The organism is Caenispirillum salinarum AK4 (genome assembly GCF_000315795.1).
In the GTDB taxonomy this organism is placed as follows: domain Bacteria; phylum Pseudomonadota; class Alphaproteobacteria; order Rhodospirillales; family Rhodospirillaceae; genus Caenispirillum; species Caenispirillum salinarum.
The window spans coordinates 22,070-41,249 of sequence record NZ_ANHY01000001.1; the positions used below are offsets into that span (position 1 = coordinate 22,070).

Sequence of the window (19,180 nt, forward strand, 5' to 3'; positions counted from 1 at the left end):
CGGCGATGCCGCGTCAGAACTGGCCGTTGATCTTCTCCAGGTCCTCGAAGTCGACGGTCCTGCCATCCTCGAAGGTCAACGTCCCGCTGCTGTCGTCTTCCAGCACGAGGTCGCCCTCGGTATCGACCTCCATCGCCTTGCCGTCGGTAAAGACGATGTCCAGCGTCTCGTCCCCGCTTGTGGCGGTGACCGAGGCGCCGTCGTCCTGGATGGCGAACGTCCAGTCGCCCACCGTTTCGCTGTTGGCCATGACGGTCAGGATGTCGAAGCCGCCGAGACCGCTGACGCCGCTGAAGCTGTCGGCGCTGATGGTCAGGCTGTCGTCGCCGTCGCTGCCGGCAATGCTTGCCCGGCCGTCGCTGTGGAAGTGAAGGTCATCGGCCGTGCGGCTGACGGTCTTGTCGCCGTTGATGGTGATCTCCACGTTGGGATCGAGCCCGCCGTCGGTGGCGCCGGTGCTTTCCAGCCCGTCGCCGTCGATGGCGGTGAACGTCACCGTGCGCGACCCCGCCGTCAGCGTGCCGTTGTCATTGGTCAGGATGACCGATTCCGCCAGCGTCTGGTAATCGGCATAGTCGCCGGCCCCCGAGAAGCTGAGGGTCTGCGAGCCGCCGTCCCACGACAGCCCGAAGGTCTTTCCGTTGACAGTGGTCGCCAGACCGCCGGTACTGGTGAACGAAATCGGCAGGCCGCTCAGGCCCAGGCCGTCGGTTCCGTCGGTGGTGGCGAGCGAGACCTTCAGCCCCGACAGCACGGCGGCTGCCGGGTCCAGGGCCGCATCGACGTCGGCAAACGAGATCAGCGGGTCCGCGCTGCCGGTCAGCACCTTCAGGACGCCCGTGTGGCCGTCGTTGACACCGTAGTCGGCGGCCGCAGAGACATCGGCGGTGGGCGCGTCGCCCGCGGCCGTGACGGTGACCGTCAGCAGAGCCTGCGTCGCCGCAGCGTCGCCGTCCTGCTCGGTGGCCGTCGCCGTGACCGTGAGGTCGAGCGTGCCGTGCCAGTCGGCGGGCGCCCGCAGTTTCAGCCCCGGAATGTCGGCCTGCGACACCGAGAACGTGCCGTTCTGGTCCAGGCTGATCAGCTGGTCGGAGGCCGTCACCAGCACCGTGTCCGCCGGAATGGCAGCCCCGGCGGCCGGGCCGATGATCAGGTTCAGCGACTCCGAGCCGTCCAGGTCCTGCAGGCTGGCGCTCAGGTTCAGGGCCACGTCCGTGTCCTCGGCGCCCGAGGGGGCGATGGCCGGCGTGGTCAGCAGCGGCGCGTCGGCATCACCGGCCAGCGAGACCGTGAAGCTTTGCGCCGCGCCCGTCGCGGTGTCGGTGCCGTCGGTGGCGGTGGGGGCGACGGTCATCGTCACCTCGCCCGACAGGTCCTCCGGCCCCACGAAGGACAGCGCCGCGACGCCGGTCACCGGCAGCACCACGGTGCCGCTGGCGCCGACCGTCCACGTCTGGGTCGACCCATCATCGAGGGTCGCCTTGAACGTGGACGTTTCCGGGGCGCCCGTAATGGTGACGGTGACCGTCTCGCTGCCGTCGAAGTCGGCCGACAGCGCACCCAGGTCCAGGGGCACTTCCCGATACTCGGTGCCGCTGGCGTCCTGGGGATTGACGAAGGGCGTGTCGGCCACCGGGTTGACGATCACGGTGAACGTGTCGGCGCTCTCGACAACGTCGCGGGTGCCGGCCTCGAACTGGTAGGCACGGACCGTCAGCTCCAGTCCGTCGGGGTCGGACCAGTCCGGCGGCGCGACCAGTTGCAGGCCCGACAGCGCGCCGTCGGCCGCCATGGCGCCCAGGACGCTGCTCTTGACGGTCCAGGTGTTGGTCACCCCGCCGTCGTCCGACCCGTTGTTGGAGGCGCCGAGGATGGTCATCCCGGCCGGCACGCCCTCGATCACCACCGACAGAAGCTCGGAGCCATGGGTGTCCACGCCCTTGAGATCCGAGGTGGCGACCTTGATGTCGAGCGGGATGGCTTCGTCCTCGTTCCGCGTGACGTCGACGGCGACGGGGGAGGCGCCGTCGGTTTCGGGCGTGACCGTGATGGGCACGGTGCCGTCCCACGTCGCTCCCGCGATCGGTCCGGTGTCCGTGTCGCCGGCGGCGTCCGTGTCCACCACCTGCGCCGAGACGCCCAGCGTTATCTTGCCGTGCCAGTCGGCGGGCGGCGTCACGGCAAGGCCGGTGAGCGTCAGGCCGCCGGCACCCTGGAAGGCGGCATTTGCGGCGGTGATGTCGGTGCCGAAGTCCGCAAGGCTGACACTGATGGGGCTGCCGTCGGTCTGCCAGGACTGGCTGCCAAGCGTGATCACGGAGCCGTCCGGCACGCTGCTGGTGTCCAGCGTCAGCGTGTCGCCGGCCAGCACTTCGGACCGGTCGGCATCGGCTTGGTGGAGCGTCAGTTCGACACCGATGCCGGCGGTGTCTTCGGTGGTGTCCGCACCTGCGGCGACGCCGGTGCCGATGCTGCCGTCGGTCTCGGTGACGGGAGCGATCTCCACGGGCACGCTGACCGGGTCCGATTCGCGCGTCCAGTACCCGTCACGCGCCGTGGCCGTGAGGGTGAGGTCGAAATCCTCGGCCGAATCCGCCGGCGGATGGACGCGCACGTTGCCCAGCGCGTCGACCGGGATCACGTAGTCGCTGGTGCCGTCGCCGTTGTCCAGCGCGAAGACGTTGAACGCGCCGTTCTCCGACACCACGCGCACGGCGTTGGACAGGCCGTGGATGACGACGGTATCGGCCACGTCGTCGCCGCTGGGCGTGACGGTGGCGTTCACAAGGAAGGACCCGTCCTCGTCGATGCTGACGGCCTCCATGGTGACCGCCACCGGTCCCACGTCGGCGGAAGACCCACCGCCCGTGCCGCCGGCGTCGAAGGACACGTCGACCGTCTCCGCTTGGCTCATCCAGACGTCGCGGCCCCCGTCGGGATCGATGTCCGTAACCATCAGCGTCACCGACAGCGACGCGGCAGTGCCGGGCGCACCGTCGATGCGCAGGTCCTGCACGGCGCCCGTGGCGTCGGTGGCGGGGACGATCCAGCGGCCGCCGCCGGCGTCGTGGCCGATGGTGGCGCCGCTTGCATCCACCAGCTTCATGCCGTCGGTCACGCCCGTCACGATCACATGCGAAACCTCTGATCCGTCGGTGTCGCCCAACAGGACGTCAAGGTCCAGGTCGATGGGCGCGCCGGTGGTCGACGACAGCGGGCCGTCGGCGATGTCGAAGGTCTCCGCCGGGTCGGCATCGGCCGCGATGGGCACGGCCCAGTCCTCGGTGGTCGTGGCCGTGGTGCCGCCCTCGGCGGTTTCCACCGTCACCTGGACGGGCACGTCCTTGGACCAGCCGTCCGGCAAACCGGTAAGGGTGACGGTCGCGTTGGCATCGCTGATCGTGATGGGTGCGGCGGGATCATGCTCGACCCCGTCGATGACCACCTTGAGGTCCGGCGTATCCGCGAGGAAGGCCGCGTCGGCCACCGTCAGCGTGATGCCGGTGATGCTCTCGGCGTAGTCGTCGGAGTCGGTGCCGGCCCGGTCATCGACGTCCCGCAGCACCGAGGCAATGGTGAAGGAGGCACCGGCCGGCGCGTCCTCCACATTGCTGCCGCTCAGGGTCACGCGCGGCGCGTCGGCTTCGGGTGTCACGTCGACCGCGAGCGTCATGCCGGTTTCGGTGCTGTGGCCGTCGGCCTCGGTGACCGTCACCACCATCGGCACGTCCAGCCGGCCCGCCCAGTCGTCGGGCACGCGCAGGCGCACATGCTCCAGGTAGCCGGCCTCCACCGCCCAGACCGGCTGGCCGCCGCTGGTGCCGATGCAGCGCAGGCCGTCCTCGTTGCCGGCGGTCATGCCGATCTCGACGTCGTCCGGCAGGCCCTTGAGCACCACGGCGATGCTCTCGGAGCCGACCGCATCGGCACCCACCATGTCCTTGGTGGTCAGGCTGGCCGCGAGGCCGGGGTCGAACCAGCCCTCATCCTCGGCCGCGGTGACCGTGATGCCGGTGGTGTCGTCCAGCGAATCAGCGACGCCGCGCACGATGATGGGCAGCGCGACCACCGTGTCCGCCACGTCGTCGGAGGGATCGGTGCTGGCGTTCTCGGTGGCGCGGGCGACGACCTGAAGGTTGACCGTGCCCGAGTAGTCCTCGGCCGGCACGTAGTAGAGGTCGTCGAGGTGGTCGACGTCCACCTGCCATTCGGTGGCGGAAAGCTGCGTCACGCCCGCGCCGGTCAGGCTGCCGCCTGCGAAGTCTCCGGTGATGAACAGGGACAGGGTCTCCGACCCGTCGGTGTCCTGGAGCGCCGGCAGGATGTCGAGCTTGACGGCCTGTTCCTCGGCCGTCACCTCGGGCTGGACCGTCAGCGTCGGCGCATCGGCGACGGCGTCCACCTCGACCTTGAAGGACTTGGTGGTGACGGCGGTGCGCACGGCAACCCCGTCGTCGGTGTCGCTGGCATCGCTGACGTCGCTGCCGTCCTCGCGCGAGGTGACCTTGAGCGTCAGTTCGGGCGCGTCGGCCGGCTGCACGTTTAGATGCAGGGGCGGGCGGACCACCACGTCGGCCAGGCGGTCGTGGTCGAGCACCCAGACGCCGTTGCCGTTGTCGGTGGCGGCGGAGAACGATCCGTCCGTTTCCCGCACGCCAACGACCCAGCCGTCGGGCACGCCCGACAGCTCGGCATGGGTCAGGTCCTCGCTGTCCGGGTCCACCGGCGCGGCGGCGATCTGCAGTGCGATGTCGCTGTCCTCGTCACCCGCGACGACGGTGCCGGCGTCGGCAGGGCCGTCGCCGTTCACGGTGACCGCCGGTGCGTCGGCCTCGGCCTTCAGCGTGATGGAGCCGTCGCCGATGGTGGTCATCCGCGACCCGTCGGCATCCCGCGTGGTGGCGTAGACCTTGTAGGTCACCTCGTCTGCCGAATGGGCCTCGGGCGTGAAGGTCAGGCCGGGCAGGGTGTAGGTATCTTCACCGTTGCCGGTGTCGGGGGGCGTGAAGGCCCCGGCAGGCACCCGCACGGCGTAGGTGCCGGTGGGGGCGGCGGCCTGCTGCACCACGCCGTCGGCGTCCACAACGGGTTTGCCGCTGCCGTCCAGTTGCACGTCGAAGAACGTCAGGTCGGCGGCGGCGCCGGTCCAGGTGCCGTTCAGGCTGCCGGCCAGCATGTCCGGGTCGCTGGTGACCAGGTACACGTAGTCGACCAGCGCTTCCGAACCGTCGGCGTCGTCCAGCGTGATGTCCAGCGGCATGGCGACCGCCTGGTCCTCGGCGCCGGCGGCCAGCGAGTCGACCGTCACGATGTCCGCATCGGCCTCGATCTTGAGGATGATCTGGCGGGTCGGGCCGTCCGCCCGCGCGAGCGTCGCGTCGGGGTGGTCCGGATCGTCGGCATCGGCCTCGACGGCGACCACGGTCACGTTGAAGGACAGGCCGGCTTCGCTGTGCCAGTTGTCCACGCCGCCGATCTGGACGCGGCCGCCCGACAGTTCGTCGTAGGTGACGAACCAGGCGCCGTTTTCCAGGGTCCGTTCGTCACCGTCCACCAGCAGGCGGGAGTGATCGCCGTCCACGGGTTCGATGCGGAACTCCAGCGTCTCCGATCCGTCGGTGCTGGTGGGCGCGTCGCCGGTGCCGTGTTCCCCCGTTTCGGCCTGAAGAAGCCCGTTGGTGCCGTTCAGCGTCAGCGTGAACAGGCCGTCCTCGGCGATGGTCTCGGTATGGGTGTTCGCCGTCGTCGACCCGGAACCGCCGCTGTAGGGCGCGAGATGGTCGAAGGCACTCTGCGGATTGCCGAACACCGTATCCGCATCGCCGACCGGAAGATCAGAGCGCGTCAGCGATCCATCGACGATGATCAGGTCACCCTCGCCGGGCCCCATGTAGTCCGGATCGTTCTTGTTGAACCCGTTCCCGCCGGCCTTCACGGTGATCGCGGCGAGTGTCGAGCCGTTGTACGTCTGGTCGATGAAGGCGTCGAGCGGCAGGTTCAGAACGTCAAGCTGATTGTTCCAGTCACTGCCCCCGCCGGAGAAATTGTCGACCTTGACCTTCGTGATGGTGCCGGTGCCGTCGTCAAGATAGAGGACGATATTGGAAATGGCGTGGCCGTTGTTGAAGGACGGCAATCCGTCCGTCGGCGGCGTTCCGCCATCGCCCGTGTTGAGCGTCAACTCCGGCGTGTCGGCGACGCCCCAGACGTCCAGCGTGAAGTCCTTGCCGCTGACGTGCGTCTCGTCTCCGGGATTGACGTCGCCGGCCTCGGTGCCGTTCTCGGTGGTGGTCACCTCGACGTGCATGGGGATGCCGCCGTCATAGGTGCTGTCGTCCAGTCCGGCCCTGAACTGCAGGTGGTGTTTCAGGTCCGCCAGGTCGATCCCCGCCAGCAGTAGCTCCGCCGTTCCGTCGGCGTTGACGGTCACGTCGGTCACCGTGGTGCCGTCGTCGAAGCGCAGCTCCATGTCCGATGGGATGCCCTTGAGCACCACCGAGGTCACATCCTCTGAGCCGTCCTTGGCCGAAATGTTCAGCTTGAGCTGCTGCCAGCTGTCCTCCAGCCCGTCGCCGTCGACCTTGATGGTGGCGTTGTCGGCGCGGGCGAGCACGTTGACGTCCAGCGTCACCAGCGGGCTTTCGGCGCTGTCGCCCCAGGGCGCGGTACGGTCGGTTTCCATCGTGGTGCCGACGTCCACGTCCTCCACCACCGCCTTGGCCTGTAGTGTGAAGTCCTGGTCGCGATGGTCCTTGGTCATGCGGAACTCAACGGTCGACAACTTGTCGGCCGGGATGACCACATAGTCACCGTCGGCGTCGGAGCCGGTCTGGACCGCGTTCGGGCCGGCGCCTGCATAGCGGACAGCCACATGATCAGGCAGGCCGTAGAGGCGCACCGTCAGCGTCTCGCTGCCATCGGCCAGCGCCGGGTCGATGCTGGCCGACAGGTCCGCGGTCAGGTCGACCGCCTGCCACGGGTTCTTCTCGTAGTTGGTGCCTTCGAGCAGGGTGAACCCGCCGTCGCCGGTGAGCGTCAGCGTCGGGTCGTCGGTGCCGATGTCGATGCGCAGGGTGTCGTTGGTCTGCGCCATGCGGGGAACGCCGTTCACGTCCGTCTCGACCGTCACCGCGCGCACGTCCAGCACCAGGTCGTCGGACACGCCGGCGGGCGGCTTCAGCACCAGGTTGCCCAGCACCGCCGCCGGGTCATCCCCGGCCTGGATGGTGAAGGCGTAGGTCACGGTGCCCGACAGGTCGGGCCCGTCGGGCAGGGCAGGGTGGGCGGTGAAGTCGGTCACCGGCGAAAGCGCGGTGCCGTTCTGCTCCAGCACCGTGCCCGCGTCGGCATTGGCGGGCAGGGTCAGGAACACCGTCAGCGTCTCGGAGCCGTCGGCGTCCACCAGGCCCGTCGTCAGCGACAGCGGGATGCCGGTGGCGGCAACGTCCGCCTCCTCGGCGCCGGTGTCGACGGTGGTCAGCGTGACCGGATCGGCGACCGCGGTGACGTCGATGGTGCCGTCGGTGCGGGTCACCTGGGTGACGCCGTTGTCGGCTTCCTTGGTGGTGGCATAAAGCGTGTACGTCACGTCCGCGTCGGAGTGTTCCTCCGGCACAAAGGTCAGGCCCGACAGCGTGTACCCGCCGTTGCCGTCGTCGGTCAGGGCGCTGACGGGCACCCGGAAGGCGAAGGTGTCTCCCTCGGCCACGGTGGCGGACTCGTCCAGCACCGGGTTGGCGGAGTCCGTTCCCGACGTGACAACCTTGTAGGCGGTCAGGTCGGTGCCGTTGAGGGTCAGGGCGCCGCGCAGGAGGGCCGCGTCGGACGATTCGAAGATCAGGTAGCCGTCCAGGCTTTCCGACCCGTCGGTGTCAGTGAGCTGGATTTCCGGCGCGATCGCCACGCCGTCGCCGGGGGTGCCGGGTGTCCCGTTGTCCTCCAGCATCGTGTCGGCGACGGAGGCGGCGGCGAAGCTGACGGCATCGGCCACGGCCGCGGCGGCTAGGTTCAGGTCACCGATGTGCACGGTGGCGACGCCCTCGCGCGACAGGCCGCCCGCCACCGGATGACTGACACCGTCGAGCGCGCTGTCGTCTGCCGCGGCGTCGGCTTCGGTCGTCACGGCGTAGACCTTGAAGGTCTGGGTCGGATCATCGTCGCTGCGGCCCCAGTGCAACGGGCCGGCGATCTCGATCTTGCCGGTCGAGAGTTGGTCGTAGGTCAGGCTCCAGCCATCGGCGGGCGCGGTGCCCTGGTCGACGCCGTCGATCTTCAGGCGCGCCGCGCCGTCCTCCGGCTTGATAAGGAAGGACAGGGTCTCGGCATTGGGGTCGGCCAGGGCGGCGTTGACGTCCAGGCCGTCGCCCCACTTGACCTCGTAGAAGACATCCTCGGCCACCGTCTTCGCGGTAGCGTCGGTAGCGCCGGTGGCCGCGTCGGCGTCACCGAAGACCTGGACGGTGAAGCTCTGGTCTGTGGTGGTCGAAGCCGCACTGTTGGAGGCACCGGGTTCGGCCGTGTCCACCGACAGGGTCAGTTCTACCGTCCCGCCGGTTTCCAGGGCCGTGCTCAGGTGCTGCGGCCACTCCGCATAAACGTCGGCCTGCTGGGCGGCGGTGAGGTCCTTGGGCAGGGCGACTGTGCCGTCGGCCCCCGCGGTTGCCGACAGGTAGGTGCCGGCGTTGGCCGGGTCGGGATAGTGGATGATGGTGTTTTCCGGCAGGCCGGACAGGCTGACGCCCGTCACCTCCTCGGAGGCGTCATTGACGCTCCACGACAGGTTCAGCGCCGTCCACTGGTCCTCGACGCCGACGCCGCCGCCGGACAGCGTGGCGCCGTCGGAGACCGGCAGGATGTCCACGCTCACGGAGGTGGAGGCTTCCGCCTCGTCGGCGAACGCGGTGCCCAGCGCGTCGAACCATGTTTCCCCGGCGTCGCCGTCCACCACATGCGCCTTCAGGTCGAAGGTGATGGTGCCGGCGCGGTCGGGATCGTTCCACCGCACCTCCAGCCCGCTGATGGCGCCGGTGGCGGCGTCCCAGGCGGCCAGCGGGACGACGAAGGCGTTGGCCGTGCCCGGCACCGCCTGGAGCGGATTGCCGTCGGCGTCGCGAATGGTGGCATCGGCCAGGTCGGGGCCGCTGACGGTCAGGGTGACCGTTTCTTCCGACGATCCGTCGGTCAGGGCAGGGACCTGGACGTTGAGACCGCTCAGCGGTGTCCAGCCGGTGCCCTCGGCGCCTGGGGTCTGGGCGTCGGCGGTGACCGTGGGCGTCAGCACGCCCACGTCGACATGCACGTCGGCGGTGTTCCAGTTCTGCTCGACGGGGTTTCCGTGCTCTGTGCCGCTGGCCTCGCTGGCGATGGCGGCCAGGCGCAGGTCGAAGTCGGCCGAACTGTCGGCCGGCGGACGCACCTGCAGCGCATCGGCGACCACCTGCGGGTCGACGCCGGCGTCGAAGGTGACCTTGTAGACCGTGCCGGACAGGCCCAGGTCCGGCGTGCCCCCGGCGACGCCGACGGAGGCCACGTCTGCCGCATCCACAGTGCTGACGGTCGCGCCGCTCGCCGCCGGATCAAGGCGCAGGGCGCCTCCGCCCGGCACGCCGCTGACGTAGAGCGTCAGGCTTTCGGAGCCGTCGGTGTCGGTCAGGTTCAGGGCGGAAATGTCGAGCCCGATCCAGGCATCGTCCGCCGCGCTTTCGGTTCCGCCAACCGAGTCGGCGTCAAGGTCGGGGCGGTCGGCCACGGGTCGCACCGCGATAGCGCCGGCGCCCGTGGTGGTGAGGGTCGATCCGGCGTTGTCGGCACTGGTGGCGCGCACGGTGAAGCTGACGTCGGCGTCGGAATGTTCGGCCGGCGCGAAGGTCAGGCCGGAGACGCTGTAGGTCTGGGTCGCCGCGTCAAAAGTGACGTTCGCAGCGTCAGCGGCGATGCTGTAGACCGTGTTGCCGTCGCCATCGGTCGACCTGCTGACGTTGGGGCCGGCCAGCTCTCCCTGTTCGGCGCCGTCGAAAACCAGGTCGATGGTTCCCGACAGGTCCTCGGAGCCGTCGGTGTCGGTCAACTGGATGCTGACGGGCACGTCGATGGGTGCCGTGTAGGTGCCGCTGACGGTGTCGAAGCTGTCCTCGTTGCCGATGCCCGAGGCGGTGATCTGCACCGGGTCGGCCTCGGCGTCGATGGTCAGGCGGCCGGTGCCGGTGAAGGTGGCCGTCTCCGTCCCGTCGGAGACCGTGATCTCCATGCCGTAAGTGACGTCGGCGTCGTTGTTGTCGAAGTGCTCCACCGGCACGAACTGCAGGGAGCCCTTGGCCGGGTCGATGGTCAGGCGGCCGCTGCCGTCGTTGACGAAGACCGATGCATCAAGACGGTACTCCGTGTTGTCGGCGTTGGCGTTCAGCACATCCGCCGGGCCGCCGGTCGCCGGCACCCAAACGACGGTGCCCGCCGCCGCGTTGGCCGCGTCGAAGCTGAGCACGACCTCGCCCGTCAGGCTTTCGCTGGCGTCGCCGGAAAGCTGCACCACCGGGTCCAGCGCAATGCCGTCACCGGCCACGCCCGGCGTGCCGGCGTCCTCGGTTCCGTCGTCGTCGGCGCTGACAGTGGCCGCGTCCACCACGGCCGTGATGTCGACCGTCACCTGCCGGGTGGCGGAGGCCTCGTCGGCATAGGTGGAGCCGGCCGGATCGAAATCGCCCGATTGGTCGATGTCCACCACATGGGCGGTCAGATCGAAGGTCAGTTGATCGGTGCGGTCGCCGTCCTTCCACTGCACCTCGACGCCGGTCAGGGCGCCGGTGGCCGGGTCCCAGTTCTCGGCCGGGATGGTGAAGGAGGTTTCGGTGCCGGTCTTGGACGCGACCACGGCGCTGTCGGCATCGACCACGCGGATGTTGGCGTCGGCCAGGGCGTCGCCGCTGAGCGTGATCGTTACCGTCTCCTCACCCAGCCCGGCCGACTGCGCCGGCAGGTCCACCTGCAGGCCGTCGAGGGCGGTCCATGCACCCTCGGCTCCGGTATGGCTCAGGGTGCCGCCGATCTCGGGCGCCAGGACGGCCACGTCGACCTGCACGTCGGTGGCCGACCAGTTACGCTCAACGGCGTTGCCCTGGTCGGTGCCGTTGGCCTCGTCCGACATGGCGACCAGCCGCAGGTCGAAGTCCGCGGAACTGTTGGTCGGCGGGCGCACCTGCAGCCGGTCGGTGGCCGGGTCGAAGCCGGGCAGGGCATAGACGTCGCCGCTCAGTCCCGGGGCGGGAGCATTGGCGGTGTCGACGCCGGTGAACTCGATGCCGGCGGCGTCCACGGCGGTCAGCACCGTGCCGTTGAGCATGAGCGCGCCGCCCGCCGGCACGCCTCCGACGTAGAGCGTCAGGCTTTCGTTGGTGTCGTCGGTGAGGCCAAGGTCGGTGATGTCGACGTCGATCCAGGCGTCGTCCGCCGCGCTCTCGGAGCCGCCGATCTCGGGGTTTGCGGCGACGGTGGGCGCGTCGGCGACCGCATCGATCGTGATGGTCTGGCCGGCCTGGGTGTCGGTCCGGGTGCTGCCGTCGGAATCCAGCGTGGTGGCCCGCACGCTGAAGGTCACGTCGTTGTCGGAGTCCGTCTCAGGCTCGAACACCAGCCCGCCGACGCTGTAGGTGGCGGTGGCGGCGTCGAAGCTTACGTTGGCGGCGTCCACGGCGATGCTGTAGACGGTGTTGCCGTCGCCGTCGGTAGAGGTCGTGACGTTCGGCCCGGTCAGGACGCCCTGCTCGGCACCATCGAAGATCAGGTCGATGCTGCCCGTCAGCGATTCCGAGCCGTCGGTATCGGTCAGTGCGACCGTCACCGGCACCGCGATCGCGCCGCCGAAGCTGTCCTCGTTGCCGCTGCCCGAGGCGGACAGTGTCAGCGGATCGGCCACGCCGGTCACGTCCACGGTGACATTGGTGACGGTCTGGTTGGTGTCGCGCGGCGTTTCGGTGTCCGTGCCGACGTCGGCGTCGCGGACGATGGCGCGCAGCTGGAAGGTGATGTCGGCGTCGGAATGAAGATCGGTCGCCGGATCCCAGCGGACCTCCACCGCATCCAGGTTGCCCGAGATGTCCACCGGCCCGCCGGTGTCCGTGACAAGCTGCCCGCCGACGCGCAGAAGGGCGCCCTCGGGCAGGTTCTCGAGCAGCACCTGCAGGGACTCGTCGCCCAGTTCCGCGTTGACGCCGGCCGACAGGTCAAGCTGCACCCAGGTGTCCTCGGCGCCCGTCCCGGTGCCCGAAACCGACGGCGCCACCACGCCGACGTCCACGTTGATCTCGGCCGGACCGGAAACGGCGCGGTCGCCGTTGGAGTCCTCTTCCGTTTCGGCGAAGACGCGCAGGGTGAAATCGGCGGAATCGTCCTGCGGCGGCATGATGCGGACGGACTCCGCCTGCTCCGCCGTCATGGTCCAGGTGCCTGCCGCCAGAACCGTACCGTTGGCCAGCGTCACCGGCGCATCCAGCCGCGTGCCCTGGTCGAGCGTCGCGCCCGGCGGCACGTCGGTGACGTAGACCGTCAGGCTTTCCGAGCCGTCGGCATCCACCAGCGCGGCCGAGATGGACAGGTCATGCCATTCGTTCTCGGTCCCGGCGACGTCTTCGGCGTCAAGGACGGGCGCGTCGGCGACGGCCTCCACCGTGACCGTGAAATCGGTGGTGACGGTGCTGGTTTCACCGTTGACCTCGGTCGCCGTGGCCGTGACGCTGAGCGGCACTTCGCCCGAGAAGTGCTCGGGCCGGACCAGGAACAGGTCGTCCAGCTGGCCGGGCGGCACGCTCCAGGCGCCGCCGCCGAGGCTCGTGCCGACGGGCGCGCCGGTGCCGTCGGACAGCGAGAAGCCATCCGGCAGACCCGCCAGCGTCACGGTCAGCGTCTCTGTCCCGTCGATGTCGGTCAGCGCCGCCGTCAGGTCCAGGCGGATGGGCTGGTCCTCGACGCCATCCGCATCGGCGGCGGTGACGGTCGGCGTCTCGGCGACCGGATCAGGCTCGTCCTCATCCTCGCCCGCAGAGCCGTCAGCCGGTGTGTCCGCGTCCCCGGCGGGGGGCTCCGTGGCGGCGAAGGCGGGGGCGGCCGGATCGGCGCCGGGCGCCGCTTCGTCGCCGCCGCCCGTATCGTCGCCGTCGCCGGGGACGCGGTCCTCGGGACGCTCGAGGCCCGGGTCCCGCTGGCCCTCCTCGTCCTCGGCGTCGTCTTCGTCTTCCTCCTCGCCGTCGGCGGCAGGGCCCGGGCCGCGCCCGTTGTCCGGCTGCACGGCGTCGAAGTCGGCCGCCACGTTGCCGTCCGGGTCTTCCGGCGTATAGTCGCCGCCCACCACCGGGGACTGGTCGGCGACGGTCTCGCCGGGATCGGGCTGGCCGTCGAGCGTGCCCTCGAAGGTGGAGCGGCGGCCGGTCTGGACGTTGGCGTTGCCGAAGAAATCCTCCCGGCCCTGCTCGTCGCCCGCGTTGGCCGGCTGTTCGGCGCCGTCCTCCAGCGCCTCGTGACCACGGCCGTGGATGTGTAGGCCCTCGCTGGCGTCCTGCTGGCCCTGGGTGCCCTCGGCGTCCTGGTTGCCCGGATTGATGGTTTCGTCGGCCATGGTCCTGATCCCCTTCGCGGGCGCCCCAGTCCGTGGTGGCGGCGCGCCTCTTTCCCCTCGTTATTCGGTAGTGCGATCCCGGCGGTGTCAGCGCTCGCGGAAGGCGTGCGCCAGAGACACGTAGATCGGCTTGAGAATGTATTCCAGCAGGGTCTTTTCGCCCGTGATCACGTCCGCCTGCACCGTCATGCCGGGCAGGATGCGGTTCGCCTGCGGGTTCTCGCCAAGGTAGGGGCGGTCAAGAGAAACCATGCCCTTGTAGTAGGGCTGCCCCGACTGCTCGTCGATGTAGGTGGTGGCGGAAATGCTCTGGAGCTGGCCGTCGACGGCGCCGTAGCGCACGAAGTCGAAGCTGGACACCTTGACGGTCACCGGCTGGCCCGGCGCCACATGGCCGACGTCCCGCGTGGAGATCCGGGCCTCGACCATCAGTTCGTCGTCCACCGGCACCACCTCCATCAACACGCCGCCGGCCGGGATGACCGTGCCGGGGTTGCGCACCTGGAGGTTCTGCACGAAGCCGGTCACGGGTGCCGTGACCTCCAGGCGCGTCACCTGGTCTGTGGCGCGGGCCAGGGCCTCATTGACCTGCGCCAGTTCGGCGGTGACGGTGCCAAGTTCGCCGACGGCATCCTGGCGCTCCAGGGCGTCCAGGTCGGCGATACGCTCACGGAGTTCCACCAGCGCCTTCTGGGCGGTGTCGCGCTGGCCTTCCAGGCGCGACAGTTCGCTCTCGGCGGCGGCCTGTTCACGGCGAACGGCGAAGTAGCGGGTCTTGGAGGCGTGGCCCTGCTCGAACAGGGTCTTGAGCATCTGCACTTCCTCGCCGATCAGCCCGATCTGGCGCGTCACGGCCTCGATCTGGCGGCTGGCGGCGTCGGCCTCGGCTTCCTTCTGGAGGATTTCGCCCTCGATCACCTTGCGCTGGCTTTCCCACCGCGCCACGGCGGCGGCATGGATGTCGCGCTGGTCGCGGATCAGGTGGGCGTAGCGCGGGTCGGTGATGAACGAGAAGTCGGGCTCGCGGCCGGTCAGGAAGGCGCGCAGCCGTTCCTCGCGCGCCTGCAACGCCGCCTGGCGGGCGCGGATCTGGTCCTTTTCGGCGGTGGCCTGAACGGGGTCCAGGCGCGCGAGCACCTGACCGGCCTGCACCATCTGGCGTTCCTCGGCCAGCATGTCGCGGACGATGCCGCCTTCCAGGTGCTGCACCACATGGACCTTGGACTTGGGCACGACGGCACCGTTGGCGACGGCGACCTCGTCGATCTTGATCCAATGGGCCCAGACGATGAAGGCGGTGACCACGGCCGCGACGATCAGCACGGCGGCCGCCGCCAGCCAGGACATGCCCTTTTCCTCCAGCAGGACGAACTGGGCCATGTAGCGGATCTGCCGCCGCCCGCGCTTGAGCTTGCGGCTGGTTCCGGAGGGGGAGGCGGGGCCGGCAGGGGCGCCCATCGTGGTCTCGCTCATGGGTCCGAACTCGTCAGAAGATGCCGGGCGGCAGGCGGTCGAGCACCTGCTTGGCGGGGCCGACCGCGCGGATCTGGCCCTGGGTCATAAAAACGACCTTGTCGCACAGCTTCAGATGGCTGGGCCGGTGCGTGACAAGGAAGACGGTGGCGTGCCCGCGCACGCGGTCCAGCACTTTCATGAACTGCTGGTCGCCGACGAAATCCAGGCCGTTGGCCGGCTCGTCGAACAGCATGACGGGCGCGCGCTTGAGGTAGGCACGGGCCAGCGACAGGCGCTGGCGCAGGTTGGACGGCAGCTGGGTGGACTTGCCGTCGCCGATGCGGGTGTCGAAGCCCTGGGGCAGGGCGTCGATGTCCTCCAGGCAGCCGGCTTCGGCGGAGGCCCAACGCAGTTCCCGATCCGACGCCGTGGGCTCGGCCAGGCGCAGGTTCTGGGCGATGGTGCCGAAGAACAGCTCGCACTGCTGGGGCACGTAGGCGATCGCCCGGCGCAGGTCGACCGGGTCGATCTGGCGGATGTCGATGTCGTCCAGCCGCACGCCGCCAGCCTGCGGCCGATACATGCCGAGGATCAGTTTCAGCAGCGTCGACTTGCCCGAGCCGTTGGGGCCGATGACGCCGATGATCTCGCCGGGCTCGGCCGTCAGGTTGACGCCGAACAGGGCCGGGTCGCTCTCGGCAACGTAGCGCATGGAGACGTTGGAGAAGGTCACCTTGCCCTTGTGGCGGCGCTCGGCAGAGGCCTCGGCGTCGGAGCGGGTTTCCGGCGCCAGCTGCATCAGGCGGTTGATCTGGCGCACGGAGTCGCGCATGCGCTCGATCTGGGTCAGGGTGGTGAAGCCGGTCTGCAACGGCCGCAGCACCCACCACACCAGCATCATCGAGGCGATCAGCCCGCCGACGGTCATGGACCCGTCCAGCACGCGCGTCACGCCCCACGACAGGACCACCAGGCCGGTGGTGACGATGATTGCCTGCGCCAGACCGCCCGCGATGGTGTTCAGGCGGCTGGAGCGGTTGCCCTTCAGCGCCGCCTCGGCGGAAATCTCGCGGTAGCGGTCGATCCAGATGTCGGTCGCCCCGGTGTCGCGGATGGCGGACAGCCGCGAGAACGTCTCCACCAGGAATTCCTGCCGGCGCGAGCCCGCCTTGCCGGCGTCGGCGACGGCGCGGCGCATGCGCGGACGCAACAGCAGGCCCAGCGCCACGAACAGCACCACCCCGGCCACCGGCACCACGGCCAGCGGACCGCCCAGCAGCGCCATCACGAACAGGAACACCAGGGCGAAGGGGATTTCGAAGATCACGGTCGCCAGCGGGCCCGTGAAGAACTCCCGCACCACCTCGAAGTCCTTCAGGCGGGCGACCTGCGAGGAGATGTTCGCCATTTCGGTGTACGGCGGCGGCAGGCCCACCAGGCGCTGGAAGACTGCCTTGCCGAGAATGTGGTCCACGCGGGCGCCGATGTAGGCGATCATGTGGGCGCGCAGGCCGCGCAGCATGTAGTCGCCGAGAAGCGCGATCCCGACGCCGATCACCATGGCCGTCAGCAGTTCCATTGAGCCGGTGGCGACCACCTTGTCGTAGGTGGCCATGATGAACAGCGGCACCGACAGCGCCAGCACGTTGCACACCAGGCTGACCACCAGGGCCCGGACCACCAGCGGGCGGAAGCGGCGGACCACTTCTCCGACGAAATTGGCGCCGGTGCTCTGGGCCACGTTTCCGGCCGCGGCCGCGGCCTCGTCATGGGTTTCGCGCGTGAACACGTAGATCCGGCCCGAGCCCGAAGGGCGGGTCAGCGTGCGGCTTTCGCCGGTGGTCGGGTCATAGAGCGTCACCGCGCCTGCGGCGTCGATGGCGGTCACCACCTGCGCCATGCCCCGGTCGGGCAGGAAGAGACAGGGTGCCAGGCGCGGGTCGAGGTGGCGCAGGCTCAGGCGCAGCGACCGCGACGACCATCCCAGATTCGCCATGACGTTCAGGAAGTCCGTCAGGTCAAGCTGGTCGGCGAAGTGGGGCAGGGCCTCGGACACGCGGCGGGCGTCGCCGTCCCATTGCAGGGCGTCGAGCAGCGGCAGCAGGCAACCGGCCAGATCGGTGACGGCGCGGAACCCGCCCAGTTCGCCGGACGCGATCTGGTCGGTGGACAGGCGTGCGCGGTCGAGAGGCTTGTCCCAGGCGATGTCGGCGAAATCATCGGGGGCGGCCAGGGCGGCGGCGTCGGCGGGGGTGGTCATGATTGCGATCCTCCGCTCATTCCGCCGCGCCGTAGGTGGTGGCGCCCTCGGCATCCACCGGCTTCACGGCGGCGCTGCCCGCCCGTCCCGAAAAGGAGGGATCGACCCGCTCCCTGAGGCCGTTGCCGACGATCTCGAAGCGACGGTCGGCCAGCTTCAGAAGCGACGGGCGCAAGGACACCAGCACCAGCGTGCGGTCGCCCTTGAGGCGCTCCATGTGGGCCCGCAGGGCTTCGTCGCCGGGGCCGTCCATGGCGGTGTTCGCCTCGTCAAACAGGATCACGCGCGGGTCCAGCGCCAGCACCCGGGCGATGGCGATGCGCTGGCGGATGCCGCGCGGCATGGCGTCGGCGGCGCCGCCGGCGACCGTTGTCAGGTATCCGTTGGGGAAGGCCGCCACCACGTCGTCCAGGCCGAGCTGGCGCGCGGCGTCCAGGGCCGGTTCCCGCAGGTCGCGGCGGAACATGGTCAGGTTGTCCAGCAGCGTGCCGCGGAACAGTTGCGCCTCGCTGGGCAGATAGCCAATGCCGCCGTGCTCCAGGGCGCGCGGCGACCAGTTCTCCACCGGCACGCCGTCCAGCAGGACCTGGCCTTCGGTCGGCGTCAGCGCGCCGCGCATGAGGCGCAGCAGGGTCGACTTGCCGCTGCCGTTGGTGCCAGAGATGCCGATGCATTCGCCCGGCGCCACGTCCAGGTCGACGGTCTTGAACAGCGGCGCTGCGCCAGCCTCGGCGTCATAGGAGAATGTCACCTTGCGCAGGGTCACGCGGCCCTCGATCGCACGGTCGTGGGGGCGCGCCGGACGCACGGCCTGGGGCAGGGCGAACAGGTCTCCTGCGCGGGCCTTGTTCAGCGACACGCTCTGCAGCCGCGTCCACATGCCGACCGCCCGCTGGACGGGTTGCGCGGCGCGGCCGGCCAGCAGGGTGCAGGCCGCCAGGGCGCCGACGGTCAGCATGTTGTTGACGACGTAAACGCTGCCCAGCGCCACGGTGCCCACCATGATCAGTTGCGAAAACAGGGTCGCCAGCGTCAGGGCAGACGCATTGCGCAGAACCACGGCATGGTCGGCCCGCGCCACCGATTCCTGAAGGCGGCTGTAGCGCTGGAGCATCTGGCCTTCCATCGCCAGGGACTTGACGCCGTGCATGCCGCTGAGGACTTCGATGTTGAAGCTCAGGCGGCGGTCGCGCACCGTGTTGTAGTCCTTTACCGCGCCGCGCAGACGCAGGCCGTGCCACAGCATGACGAGGGCGAACAGCGCGAGGCCGATGGCGGGGACCCACACAAGGTTGCCACCCAGCGCCCAGATCAGGCCGAGGAAGAGCATGGCGAACGGCAGGTCCAGCAGCAGGGTCAGGCCGCTGTCGGCGTAGTGGTCCTTGAGCTGGAAGATGGCCGACATGCGCTCCAGCAGATCACCGGCGCCGCGGCGCTCCACCACATGGGTCGGCGCGCGCAGGACGTGCTCGAAGGCGGCGGTGCCGGCGCGGTGCTCGAACCGGGCGGCAAGCCACGACGTCAGCCCCCCGCGCGCAAGTCGCAGCGAAACCTCCAGAATCATGGCCGCGCCTACGCCCAGCGCCAGCACCGTCAGCGTGCCGACGGAGCTGTTGGGAATGATGCGGTCATAGACCTGCAGCAGGGCCAGCGGCAGGGCCAGCGCCAGCAGGTTCATGAAGATCGTGGCGACGGCCAGCGGCAAGGCCGCCGGTCCCGTTCCAGCGAAGTTCTTCAGACCCACGCGCCGCGGCCGTATGGATGTGGTGTTACGCAAATCGGTTATCCCATTCCCCATTGCGCACAATTTTATCCAAATTCGTTCATGGCACCATATGGCGTATAGCCGATGTCCATTACGA

At 69.5% G+C, this 19,180-nt stretch carries 4 protein-coding genes; all 4 read right to left on the reverse strand.

What is annotated here, in order from left to right; genetic code table 11:
• Nucleotides 1–13 precede the first annotated feature (13 nt).
• Nucleotides 14–13,603 carry a hypothetical protein gene (locus tag C882_RS00095; protein WP_009538473.1) on the reverse strand — a complete coding sequence of 4,530 codons (13,590 nt, stop codon included), beginning with the start codon at nucleotides 13,601–13,603 and terminating at the stop codon, nucleotides 14–16.
• 87 nt (nucleotides 13,604–13,690) lie between these two features.
• Entirely contained in the window at nucleotides 13,691–15,076 is a 1,386-nt protein-coding gene (locus C882_RS00100; protein WP_051999892.1) for an HlyD family type I secretion periplasmic adaptor subunit, read from the reverse strand.
• A 13-nt stretch (nucleotides 15,077–15,089) separates the two neighbouring features.
• A complete protein-coding gene (locus C882_RS00105; RefSeq protein ID WP_009538475.1) occupies nucleotides 15,090–17,318 on the reverse strand; it encodes a peptidase domain-containing ABC transporter in 2,229 nt (742 codons plus the stop codon).
• A 16-nt stretch (nucleotides 17,319–17,334) separates the two neighbouring features.
• The gene (locus C882_RS00110; RefSeq protein ID WP_009538476.1) at nucleotides 17,335–19,062 is read right to left on the reverse strand and encodes a peptidase domain-containing ABC transporter; all 1,728 of its coding nucleotides are present in this window, start codon (nucleotides 19,060–19,062) and stop codon (nucleotides 17,335–17,337) included.
• Nucleotides 19,063–19,180: the final 118 nt, after the last annotated feature.